General features: G+C 43.6%; 10 protein-coding genes. 5 read left to right on the top strand and 5 right to left on the bottom strand.

Annotated elements, in window-relative coordinates:
- Positions 1-14 precede the first annotated feature (14 nt).
- Together argJ and xthA are read right to left on the bottom strand one after the other, a co-directional pair.
- Positions 15-1,238, bottom strand: coding sequence for a bifunctional glutamate N-acetyltransferase/amino-acid acetyltransferase ArgJ (gene argJ / locus PSBA01_RS12585; RefSeq protein WP_186474620.1), 1,224 nt, complete (start codon positions 1,236-1,238; stop codon positions 15-17).
- A gap of 66 nt (positions 1,239-1,304) precedes the next feature.
- Positions 1,305-2,129 (bottom strand): exodeoxyribonuclease III, encoded by an 825-nt coding sequence (xthA, locus tag PSBA01_RS12590; RefSeq protein WP_186474621.1) that lies wholly within the window; start codon positions 2,127-2,129, stop codon positions 1,305-1,307.
- 231 nt (positions 2,130-2,360) lie between these two features.
- Between xthA and PSBA01_RS12595 the strand changes: the two genes are divergently transcribed.
- From PSBA01_RS12595 to PSBA01_RS12615, 5 genes are all read left to right on the top strand, one after another.
- The gene (locus PSBA01_RS12595; RefSeq protein ID WP_186474622.1) at positions 2,361-2,948 is read left to right on the top strand and encodes a hotdog domain-containing protein; all 588 of its coding nucleotides are present in this window, start codon (positions 2,361-2,363) and stop codon (positions 2,946-2,948) included.
- Between the two features lie 6 nt (positions 2,949-2,954).
- Positions 2,955-3,791 carry an ABC transporter ATP-binding protein gene (locus PSBA01_RS12600; RefSeq protein ID WP_186474624.1) on the top strand — a complete coding sequence of 279 codons (837 nt, stop codon included), beginning with the start codon at positions 2,955-2,957 and terminating at the stop codon, positions 3,789-3,791.
- An 88-nt stretch (positions 3,792-3,879) separates the two neighbouring features.
- Positions 3,880-4,674 (top strand): ABC transporter permease, encoded by a 795-nt coding sequence (locus tag PSBA01_RS12605; RefSeq protein WP_186474625.1) that lies wholly within the window; start codon positions 3,880-3,882, stop codon positions 4,672-4,674.
- Positions 4,675-5,350: 676 nt separating this feature from the next.
- Positions 5,351-7,048 carry an AMP-binding protein gene (locus PSBA01_RS12610; protein WP_186474626.1) on the top strand — a complete coding sequence of 566 codons (1,698 nt, stop codon included), beginning with the start codon at positions 5,351-5,353 and terminating at the stop codon, positions 7,046-7,048.
- Between the two features lie 561 nt (positions 7,049-7,609).
- Positions 7,610-9,301, top strand: a complete 1,692-nt coding sequence (locus PSBA01_RS12615; protein ID WP_186474627.1) for an AMP-binding protein — start codon at positions 7,610-7,612, stop codon at positions 9,299-9,301.
- 96 nt (positions 9,302-9,397) lie between these two features.
- Here the strand turns inward: PSBA01_RS12615 and PSBA01_RS12620 are convergent, their stop codons facing one another.
- The 3 genes from PSBA01_RS12620 to PSBA01_RS12630 form a co-directional block, all read right to left on the bottom strand.
- Positions 9,398-10,267 carry an SDR family oxidoreductase gene (locus PSBA01_RS12620; RefSeq protein ID WP_186474628.1) on the bottom strand — a complete coding sequence of 290 codons (870 nt, stop codon included), beginning with the start codon at positions 10,265-10,267 and terminating at the stop codon, positions 9,398-9,400.
- Positions 10,268-10,426: 159 nt separating this feature from the next.
- Positions 10,427-11,188, bottom strand: a complete 762-nt coding sequence (locus PSBA01_RS12625; RefSeq protein ID WP_071001466.1) for a histidine phosphatase family protein — start codon at positions 11,186-11,188, stop codon at positions 10,427-10,429.
- A 42-nt stretch (positions 11,189-11,230) separates the two neighbouring features.
- Complete coding sequence (locus tag PSBA01_RS12630) at positions 11,231-12,475, bottom strand: phosphotransferase family protein (RefSeq protein ID WP_071001465.1); 1,245 nt, start codon at positions 12,473-12,475, stop codon at positions 11,231-11,233.
- Positions 12,476-12,629: the final 154 nt, after the last annotated feature.

Raw genomic sequence — 12,629 nt, forward strand, 5'->3', positions numbered from 1 at the left:
TTTTAAGACCGTTTCTAACTGCGATAGTCAGCGTTTATCTTGACATAGTCGTATGACAAATCGCAGGTATACACCGTATCGCTAGCATCACCACGAGCAAGATCAATGTGAATGGCAATCTCAGCGCGGCTCATGACTTTTTTACCTGCTTCTTCTGTATAGCTGGGCGCGACACCGCCATTTTGACAAATCATCACCTCATCTAAATACACATCAACTTGCTCGGTGTCTAGGTCGTCAATACCAGCATAACCGACTGCCGCCAAGATGCGCCCCCAGTTTGCATCACTTGCAAAGAATGCCGTTTTTACCAGTGGTGAATGCGCCACAGCATAAGCCACATCGCAGCACTCTTGCGTGGTCTGCCCGCCAGTCACTTTAACCGTCATAAACTTGGTCGCCCCTTCACCGTCACGGACAATGAGCTGTGCCAAACGTACAAAGACGTCGCGCAGTGCATCAAAAATGGCCTGATAATGCGGATGCGCTGGACTATCAATCACCTCTGAGCTGGCAGCGCCTGTCGCAATCAATACGCAGCAGTCATTGGTCGATGTATCCCCATCAACGGTAATACGGTTAAACGACTGCTCATTGATAGCGCTTAGCATCTCTTGCAATAAGTCGGCCGCGATATTGGCATCGGTTGCGACATAACCCAGCATAGTCGCCATATTTGGACGTATCATGCCTGAGCCTTTTGACATGCCAGTGATATGATAGCTAGTACCTGCAACGTCGACTTTTTGGCTTGCAAGCTTAGGGATAGTATCTGTCGTTCGGATACCGTTAGCAGCAGCCAACCAGTTATCAGAGGCTAAGTTTGCTAACGCATCGTCTAAACCTGCAATGACCGCGTCACTATTTAATGGCTCGCCAATCACGCCAGTAGAAAATGGCAGTACTGTATTAGCCTCTACGCCAGCTTTTTCAGCCAAGGCAATACAAATTTCAGTAGCGCGGCGTTTACCATCAGCGCCCGTGCCTGCGTTTGCATTACCTGTATTGGTTACCAAATAGCGCGGACTAGCCTTGGTAAAGTGCTCACGTAATATACGTACAGGCGCGGCGCAAAATGTATTTTTGGTCGTGACAATTGCGGTCGAGGCCTGTTCAGCGATTTCAATCACGACCAAATCATCACGATTTTTATAACGTACGCCCGCGGCAGTTGCGCTCAGCTTAATGCCATCAATGGGAAAAATAATATCAGGCACTGCTACGTTTCCAACAGACATAGTAAAATCCTTATTTTTCAATTTTTATCGTTGTTTTTAGGTGATGTGATAAACATCATATAAATATTACGGTTTTTTTAGATCAAATGCCGACCAAATGGGTGCATGGTCAGAGGGTTTTTCCATAGCGCGTAGCTCATAGCTGATGCCAGCATCGATACATTCACTAACGAGGTCTGATGTGCATAAAATATGATCGATACGTAAACCGCGCTTGGGTTCATCATTAAAGCCGCGGCTGCGATAATCAAACCAACTGTATAATTCGGTACTCTCTGGATAATGCAAACGGTACGTATCGGTCAACTCACGCGACATTAATGCTGAGTACCATTCGCGTTCCTCTGGCAAAAATGAGGTTTTTCTATTTTTTAACCAGCGCTTTGCATTGACCTCACCGATACCGATATCTATGTCTTCTGGTGCAATATTCATATCTCCCATGACAATGATCGAACGACCTTCTGCCTTTAGTGTATCAATATAAGCCATTAAATCTGCATAATAAGCACGCTTCATCGGAAATTTGGTCGGATGGTCTTGGCTCTCTCCTTGTGGAAAATAACCATTCAGCACATCCACTTCACGCCCTTCAAGCTCATAGCGTGCATGTATAAAGCGCTTTTGTGCTTCGGTATCTTCGCTAGGAAAGCCTTTTTGTACAAATATAGGCGCAACTTTTGACAGTAATGCCACGCCATAATGTCCTTTTTGCCCGAAATACTCTACGTGATATCCTAGAGCTTTTATGTCATCAAGTGGAAATTGATCGTCATGGACTTTGGTCTCTTGTAGACCCATGACATCAGGATCGATTACCTCGCGCACTGCCTCAAGCTGATGCTGGCGAGCGCGGATACCATTGATATTAAAACTGACAAAACGGGTCATAAACTGTCCTATACTGATTGATTAAAATACGATGCTGATATAGATGTATGCGATGCAAATGTCTATGATAACAGACCTAGGCCGCCCTAGCTGTTGCATGGCTTTATATCTTGAGCTAGAGTAGCGCTTATTATAAATATAATAGAGACTATTTTTTGTCGGGTTTCTTATTTGCCCCCATATATAAATTACGTTCGCTAAACAACCTTTATCAAAAATACTGAGCCCGTTATGACGACAACTGAGCATAAAAATACAAATACAGCCGTAAATAACGACATTGAACCACTATTTGCTAAAGATTATAACGTCTACATCAACCATACGGATGCAGGCGGCATCGTTTATCATGCCAACCATCTGGTGTTTTTTGAAAACTGCCGCCGTGATTGGTTTACCAAACTGGGCTTAAACGGTTATTTTTTGCAAACTGATGATGGCGACATACAGCATTTTGTCGTGAGTCAGGCGGATTTACAATACAAGAGAGCCATTCTCTTAGATGAAATCATTACTGTACGCATCGATAAAGTAGAGCTAAAGCCTGCCAGCATCATATTTTATCAAAGCATTCATCGCAGCACATCAGATAATAGCGCTACAGACAAAACCACTAGCCAGATATTAAGTAGCACTAAGATCGTCATTGCTTGTGTACAAAACCTTGTCAAACCAGAGCCGATGACAAATGATAATACAAATCATGTTCAAGCTGACAACGCAGTAAATACCACACCCATGCGCCCTATCCGTGTACCAAAAGAATTACGAGATGCCATTGAGCAGGCGATTAGTGAGCAAACGAACGAGCGACTGTAGAACGCTATGCGCATTGATCCTGATAGACCCTTGCTTGAATTTAATAATCTTTGGGTGCATGGCAGGCCGGTAGTCGGTAGCGATAATCCTAAGCATAGTAGTGGTGAACAGACAAAAACCTTTGTACCGCATAAACTCTATCAAAGGTGGTTAAATAAGCGACAAAAAAATGCGCTATCTGATGGACTATCGCCTCATAGCCGCATATTGATAAACGGTGCGAGTGGCAAGCTACTATCAGGACAAATCACCGTGTTGACAGGGGCTTCTGGTAGTGGCAAATCTGTCCTCTTGCGGGTGCTGGCAGGATTGTTGCCGATGAGCACTGGTGATATTCATTTGCGTAGTGATGCCACGCCACATCAGCGAGATGAAAGCATTCACGCCACATCGCCAATTACTTGGCGCAAGCAAGTGGCGCTGCTTGCTCAACAGCCACAGCTGTTAGAGGGCAATGTCCTTGATAATTTAAAGACGCCTTATGCTTTAGACGCGCATCAGACCCAAAGTTTTGATATAAACTGGCATTTGACCCAACTTGCGTCTTTGAATAAAAATGCAGACTTTTTGCAACAAGAGGCCAACCACTTATCGGGTGGTGAGCGTCAGCTGGTCAATACCTTACGCCTACTACAACTCAATCCGCGAGTACTATTACTAGATGAGCCAACCGCCGCGCTAGATATCGACACCTCAGCGCAGTTGGTCAGCTTGCTGATGAGATGGTTGCAGGCCAACAGGCAGCGCTCGTTATTATGGGTAACTCACGATACCAAAGAGGTTATGTCATTGGCCAGTAGACATTGGCATATGCAAGCAGGTGTACTAACTGAGGTATTCTAAAATACTATCGTTAAACGCTTGCTCAAAACCTTGAGTAAATTGCGTTCATTATACTCCCATCTTTTTTACCCCTTTATCATGAGCGCTCATGAATGGTATGGATGATATGCAAGTATTTCTAACTTACAGCGATATTGCCCTTGCCAGTTGTATGATTATCATCGTACTACTCATCTCATGGCAACTGCGCTTAAAACTGACAAAAACGCTGTTGATAGCTGCTATTCGCACCATTGTGCAGCTTAGCTTTATCGGTCTGATACTGGCATGGATTTTTGCACGCGAACAATGGTACGAAGTGTTGCTGATTTTGACCATTATGACCCTGATTGCCGGAAGTGCTGCCAAAAATCGTGTCAAACGCAGCTATAAAGGGTTGCTAACCGATACGCTAATAGCCGTAGGTACCTCAGCGACACTGGTCACTGCGGTAGCGATGATCGTTATCCTAAGAGTACAGCCTTGGTATACGCCGCAATTTATTATTCCTATACTGGGGCTGATATTGGGCAACTCTTTGACAGCCATCTCATTAACGAGCAATCAGCTGATTGAAACTTTTCATGAGCAGCAAGGGCGCATTGAGATGATGCTGAGTCTTTCAGCTCGACCATTTGAGGCCGTCCATGAGCAGATTCGTGCCGCAATCACAAATGGCATGACCCCAACGCTCAACTCCATGTTGGTCGTCGGTATTGTCAGCTTGCCCGGTATGATGACGGGGCAAATACTGGCTGGTGCTGACCCCACCCAAGCGGTCCGCTATCAGATAATCACGATGTTTTTGATCTGTGTGAGTAGCACACTTGGCTGTACCATCAGCGCGCTGCTCATTTATCGACGCTTTTTTAATAAAAACAAGCAGTTTATTTTACCTCGTTAGTTTCTCCTTTAATCTTATCTCTTGGGTTGATGATCAAGCGTTATCATTCTAAAAAACCAGACCGTTGTTTATCTATAGTCAATCAATATTAAAAGTGGTACAAGGCAGACGAGTGCAAGTACTACAGTAGTAGGCTAAACGAGTCTAACGCTGTAACACTTTAATAGTGGTTCGACTATACATAAGCTCGTTAACTCATCTAAACAGTCAATCACTTTGCTCATCATTAATAAATAGCCTGCCTTGTCTTTATATTCATTACCAGCTCAAAAATACACCTTACTATGGCTCATTCCTTAAACATCATACATGTATCAAATTGTTCAGCTTTATCTATGTACTGCTCAGTCTTGCTTTCTATTATTGTCTTCAACATTATTCATGCTACTGTATTGCTTAAATGTATCGTTTTTTTGATACCGTAGTTGCAAAAACAAGATAATATCTATTTGAAATACATGTTATTTCTGTCATTGGATTATCTAATTGTTTGATTCATTTAACTCACCCATCAGTAGTTAATTAGATTGAACAACGGCAACAACAGCAAGCAGACACGGACGTTACTGCATCCAATAGCAGGTTAATCACATTAATGCTGATTTGTGATATTGACATGCATATGACTGCTTTCTTAAAAAACATTCACCTATATCAAACTGCAAGGACGCTGACTATGATGCCAAACAAACCTTGGCTTGACCAATATCCAGCAAGTGTACCAAAGACCATTAATCCTGATACTTATGGCAGCGTGATAGAGTTGTACGAGGAATGCTTCGAGCGCTTTAGTGGGCATCCGATGAGTATATGTATGGGTGTTACGCATACTTATAATGATGTCAATAACGCTTCTTTGGCAATCGCAGCTTGGCTACAGGCTCAGAGGTTACCCAAAGGAAGTATCGTCGCGCTGATGATGCCAAACCTACCGCAATATCTACCGACGATGATTGGTATCTTGCGTGCAGGCTACGTCTGTACCCCAATCAACCCACTCTATACAGGTCGTGAGCTACGCCATCAGCTAAATGATTCAGGCGCTCAAGTGATTTTTGTGGTGGATAATTTTGCCCAAGCTCTTGAGCAAGTCGTCGATGAAACCGCCATCAAACGTATCGTCTTATCTAAACTTGGCGATATGATGGGACTTAAGGGTATGCTGGTGAATACCATCGTCCGTCAAGTCAAACGCTTGATACCCAAATACGAGCTCAACGATCCAAAGCATGAAGTTACTAAATTCCCGGATGTGCTCAAGCAAGGCAAAACTTTGCCTTTTCATGCACCCAAAATGACTTTAGATCAATTAGCGATTTTGCAGTACACAGGTGGCACAACGGGTCTGTCTAAAGGCACGATACTGACCCAGCGCAATATCGTGGCTGCAGCCTTGATGGCAGAAGCTTGGTATCGTCCGGTGACCTCAGACATCAATGAAGTGTATATCAATATGGTTATGGCATTGCCGCTCTATCATATTTTTGCGTTTTCGCTGAGCCTACTCGGTATGCGCTCAGGCTACACCTTTATATTGATACCAAATCCGCGTGATATGCCAGGGTTTGTCAAAACCTTGTCAAAACAGCCATTCCATATTTTCCCTGCGGTCAATACGTTGTTTAAGGGGCTGCTTGATACACCTTCTTTTAAAAACTTGAATTTTGCGCCATTACGCATCTCTCAAGCTGGTGGTATGGCGGCCAACAAACAAACAGCCGAGCGCTGGTTGGAGGTGACAGGCTGCCCTATGGTTGAAGGCTGGGGTATGACAGAAGGGGTCGCAGGCGGTACAGCGAACCTCGTCATCGATGACAAATTCAACGGTACAATTGGGATACCTGTCCCCAATGTTGACATCATTCTTATTGACGAAAATGGTGAGCGTGTGGGCACGCATCAAGCAGGTGAGATGTGTATCAAAGGTCCTAATGTAACCTCTGGATACTATAATAGAGACAGCACTAATGATTTCACAAGCGACGGTTATTTCCGTACTGGCGATATCGCGAGTATGGATGAAAAAGGTTACTTTACCTTATTAGACCGCAAAAAAGATATGATATTGGTCTCAGGGTTCAATGTATTCCCAAGTGAGGTTGAATCTGTGATGCTAGACTGCGACGGGGTGATTGACTGCGCTGTGATTGGCATTCCTGATGAGCGTCAAGGTGAGGCAGTCAAAATCTATGTGGTTCCTGCAGACAATAACGTGACTAAGGAAGTGATTACAGATTTTGCATTAGACAATTTAACGGGTTATAAGTGCCCGCGTCATATCGAGTTTGTCAGCGAACTACCAAAGAGTAATGTCGGTAAAGTATTACGTCAAAAACTGCGTGAGAAACATCATGCAGACCACCCTCAACAATAAGTAACTTCTCTTGAAAAAAGCGCCCTATATCAATAATAGGGCGCTTTTTTGTTGCGCCTATTTGCTTTGAATGTCTCATTGAAAGATAAATGTATCGAGCACAAATTTTTATCTACTCTGATCCATTCTGAATACTCTTCACTCTCCAACATATATTTTTTCCTATATCAAACCCAAATATAAACTATCAAGTTCTCGTATGCCTGTAACGAGTTTAGTTGTAGTTATGTTAATGTAAGCCCGCAATGTGTCACTAAGTTTTCTGTCGATTTAGATTAATCGAATATTGACTTTAGACACGTCAAAACTGTTGATTTGAAAGGTATTTCAATTTTAGAAACAGTAACCCGTTATTTAATCTACTCAGATGCTTATTTTTTAGTAGCTCATTCTTGGTAGTTAAATCAAATTTTATAGAGGACTCTGTACGTTAGCAGTATGTGAAAACAAAGGATAGCACTCGACAATTCATCGCTCAAAGAGCACTGATGTATATCGTCGACATGGATGTGACTACTTTTTTATAGACCCTTAACTTATCTTAATTTAAGGACGCTTGGCATGACAGTAGATAAACCTTGGCTTGCTCAATACCCAGAAAACGTACCCAAGACCATTAATCCTGATCAATATGAAAGCCTCATAGAGTTGTATGAAGAGTGCTTCAACCGTTTTCGTATGCATCCGATGACTATCTGCATGGGTGTGACTCATACTTATGATGACGTTGACAAAGCATCATTGGCAGTAGCAGCATGGTTACAAGCTCAAGGCTTACCTAAAGGCAGCGTCGTGGCACTCATGATGCCAAACGTCCCACAATATTTACCAATCATGATTGGTATCTTACGCGCAGGTTACGTCTGTACCCCGATCAACCCACTATATACAGGTCGCGAGCTGCGTCATCAATTGAATGACTCAGGCGCTCAGGTGATTTTTGTGGTGGATAACTTTGCTCAAGCGCTAGAGCAAGTCATTGAAGAGACCAATATCAAGCGTATTGTACTCTCAAAAATGGGCGATATGATGGGCTTAAAAGGTATTTTGGTAAATACCGTTATCCGTCAGGTGAAACGCTTAGTGCCTAAATACAACCTTAACGATCCTAAATATCACGTTACCAAGTTTCCTGAAGTGCTTAAGAAAGGTAAGAACCTTCCTATTCAAGCACCTAAAGCCACCTTGCAGCAAAAAGCGATTTTGCAGTACACAGGCGGCACAACGGGTCTGTCTAAGGGTGCTGTTTTGACGCAGCGTAATGTCGTCGCAGCGGCGATGCAATCAGAAGCATGGTATCGTCCAGTGACCTCAGATATCAATGAGGTATATATCAATATGGTAATGGCATTGCCGCTATATCATATTTTTGCGTTTATGCTCAGCTTACTTGGTATGCGTTCAGGCTACACTTTTATTCTAGTACCCAATCCGCGTGATATGCCAGGGTTTATCAAAACGCTATCAAAACAACCGTTCCATATTTTCCCTGCGGTAAACACTTTGTTTAAAGGTTTACTTGATCAGCCAAATTTCAAAGATTTGGACTTTAGCTCATTGCGTATCACGCAAGCCGGTGGTATGGCAGCAACAGAACAAACAGCAGCCCGTTGGTTAGAAGTTACTGGCTGTCCGATGGTTGAAGGTTGGGGTATGACTGAAGGTGTTGCAGCGGGTACCGCCAACGTCATTACTGATCGTAAGTTCAACGGTACAATCGGCATACCAGTTCCTAGTGTCGATATCATCGTCGTCGACGAAAATGGTGAACGTGTCGCCATGCATGAGGCAGGTGAGATGTGCATCAAAGGCCCAAACGTCATGTCAGGCTATTTCAATCGAGACAATACCAATGATTTCACAAGCGATGGTTACTTCCGTACTGGCGATATTGTGAGCATGGATGAAAAAGGCTACTTCACTTTACTAGACCGTAAAAAAGATATGATTTTGGTGTCAGGATTCAATGTATTTCCAAATGAGATTGAAGCGGTCATGCTTGACCATGAAGGTATCGTCGATTGCGCCGTGATTGGTATCCCTGATGAAAAACAAGGTGAAGCCGTCAAAATCTATATTGTGCCTGCAGACAACAATGTCACCAAAGAAGACATCAAAGAGTTTGCATTAGACAATTTAACGGGTTATAAGTGCCCGCGTCATATCGAGTTTGTCAGCGAACTACCAAAAAGTAATGTCGGTAAAGTATTGCGTCAAAAGCTACGTGAGCAGCACATATCAGACAACCCGTAAACACTATAATCTGTACATGATTATCTAGCCATAGAGACAAAAAAGCCCACTGTTATTAGAGTGGGCTTTTTGTTTTTATTGCACGAGCGTGTTGCATCAGCTCAATCGACTCATCACTTGCAGCGGCAAACGCTTCATCGCCTGTCCCACGATTGACCATGGTAAGCTCGGTACACACGCCTCTTCTACCTCGGCCTCAATCGCGGCAACGATCGCTTTGGTACCTGTCTCAGTATCGACTTCAAACGGCAATGGCTTGGCATTCGTATTAATCTCAGTACGGATGTAACCGGGATAAATAGTAGAGACCTTAATAGGCAACTTAGTCAATAGCATATCAGCACGAATCCCTTCTGCAAGATGTGCCAAACCTGCTTTACTCGCGCCGTAAGCTGTCAGGTGCTTAGGCAGGCCACGCATCGCTGACATGCTCGACATGACGACCAGATGACCACTGTTTTGAGCCCGAAAGATATTCATCGCCGCTTCGCATTGTGCCAATGCCGAGATGAAATTAATCTCAACGGTACGGCGATTGGTATCAAAACGTCCTTTACCAATACGGCGACTATCGCCAATCCCTGCATTGACCACGATACGATCAATAGTGCCAAAGTCAGCAGCAAATGCGTCAAATACCTTAAAAACAGCATCATAATCACTGACATCTAACGCTTGGTATTCAACGCGTATATTAGGATATGCTGCTACCAGCTCTGACTGCAAGCGCTCTAAACGATCAGTACGGCGCGCACAGATAGCAAGATTATAACCAAGCTTAGCAAACAATCTTGCCATACCCTCGCCCAATCCTGAGCTTGCTCCTGTGATCAGGACGGTTTTGCCTTGACCAACCTGCTGTTTGTTTAGGTCTTTTAGATAGCGTGATGGCTGAACGGCGCTAAATACCTGAGCTTTACTTTGTTTGGCGCTTTTAGTGACTAAATTAAGCAGTTTGTGTTGCATAAGCCCTCCCTTGTATCGACTCTAAATGACACTCCAGTTTTATAGATCCTCTGTACCAACGACAAAAACTGGTTGACTAAAATCGTTTATTGTAATGGCTAATGCTCTACAAATACGTGGCGATTATGTATAAAAGCGCATCCAAACCCATTGACTCAATTATCGCCACGTCACAAACTGCTTACCTTCAGAAAATAAATGACTGTATTCATTTAAAGACAATAAATGCGCGCGCTGACTCTTTAGGGTGATCGATGTCACGCCCGTATTGACTAAGCTCTTATTTAACTGATAAGCGGTTTGACTGCCTTGGCTCAGTAGCTTTGCGGTAATGGCAGCGATGACACCGCCTGAGGTAAAGACCAATACAGTGCTATGTTGGTCTAAGTGCATATCGGCTATCTTTGTACGTACTTGTTCAAGCGCTTGCTGCGCTCGCTCATTGAACTGCGGCCAGCTTTCAATATAATCCTGATCATTGTTGCCACCATGCCAGCGCTGCATCGCTTGATCAAACAGCTCAGCAAGACGCCGATTTGGTGATTGAGCATTGGCAATTTCAGCGGATATCTCAGCTTGGTTATCAAAATCACCAGCGGATTTCACAAACACATCTTTGTGATTGAACTCGTCAAATTGTGGCAAAATATAGCTTTCATGCTCATCAAAGTTGATGGCTGTCGCAATGGCCATGTCGTCATTATTGGCCTGAGCAAACGGTTGATACCCTTGCCAAAAATGGCGAGCAGAGTCTTGTTGCCTGACCAGATTACCCGTAAATATCGCATCGATACGGCGCTGGGTATTTGCATAGTGTTGACCCAGCATTTTTGCTTGGGTTTCACCTAGCTCTGACAGCCGATCATAGTTTTCTTGACCAAAAGAAGCCTGACCATGACGGGCTAAAAGTATGGTTGTCATAAAATACTGCCTTTTATTATATTGTCCAAATTGCGGTTTTTCTTATACTTCAGCTGAATCAGAGGGCTTAGCAAAATAGCCTTTTGGTAAAATGCCTTTCACTACTTTTTGTACAGGGTCTGGCAATTTCTCAATCGTTGCCGCATCGACTCCTCTGTCTTCTAAATATGGCTGAACGTGTGTATTGAACAGCGCTTCGCCTTCATATTGTGCAATCAGTTTGAGACATTTGGCATGCATGACATGTATGGCAAGCCACGCGTTTTTAAATGCTGGATTGGTGGTTTGTTTATGATAGTAGCGATAGTAGATTTGCTGAATGATACCTGATAGACGAAACAGCCCAAACACTTCATAAAAGGTCCAGTTATCTATCTGTAGTCCAGATTTTTCTAGATAATAAGCAACCACTTCGTCACGCGTCATCATACCTTCTAAGTGAGTTGGCTGGCGACGAAACTGCTGCATGACAATATTGTCGTCTTCCTCAATCCAGTAAGCCAACGCACTACCCAAGTCCATTAGTGGATCGCCAAGGGTTGCCATCTCCCAATCGAGGACTCCGATAACTTTAGTCGGCTCGTTTGCATCGAGTATGACGTTGTCAAAGCGCCAGTCATTGTGAATAATGCACGTTTTGCTATCAGCAGGGGTATGCTTTTTGAGCCACTGTCTGACCAAGGCAAAGCTTGGGACGTTGGGTGTCTTTGCTTTGATATAACGCTTGTCCCAGCCACTAATTTGGCGCGCGCAGTAGCCATCACCGCGACCCAAATCAACCAAATCAGGATGCGCTGTATAATCTATTTGATGCAGCTCTACTAGCGCATCTAAAACATTGGTGCAAAGCTGACGGATTTGTTCAGGATCTAGATCGACCCCTTTTGGTAAATTGGCACGGGGAATGATCCCTTCCATACGCTCCATGACATAGAAATCAGCACCGATGACAGATTCATCTGTACATAGCGCAATCATTTCGGGCACATAAGGATAAGCATTTTTTAATGCTTTTTGAACGGTATATTCGCGTACCATGTCGTGCGCAGATTTTGCCTTGGTACCTTTTGGTGGACGGCGTAAGATAAGATCTTGGTTTTTATCATCGCCTTCATATTGTAAGCGATACGTCCAGTTAGAAGCCCCGCCTGAGAACTGAGTGACTGTAGGCTCGCCTACGACATCGACACCTTGGCTACGTAGCCATTCACTTACCGCTTTGGCATCAAGCTCCTCACCCTCACGTACGGCACCGCCTTTATCGAGTACTTTATTGTCAGTTGACATGTGACATTCCTTATCATGTGATCAGTTATTTTTATAACTTATACTTATAGTAGTAAAAAATTAGTAGTAAAAAACAGTCATAGTGATGAAAAATTCACTACTAAAACGTTAATAGTGAATTTCCAATTTTTTATTTTCAGCAATAGTGGCGTGA

The sequence above is a fragment of the Psychrobacter sp. KCTC 72983 genome (assembly GCF_014280455.1).
GTDB lineage: Bacteria > Pseudomonadota > Gammaproteobacteria > Pseudomonadales > Moraxellaceae > Psychrobacter > Psychrobacter pacificensis.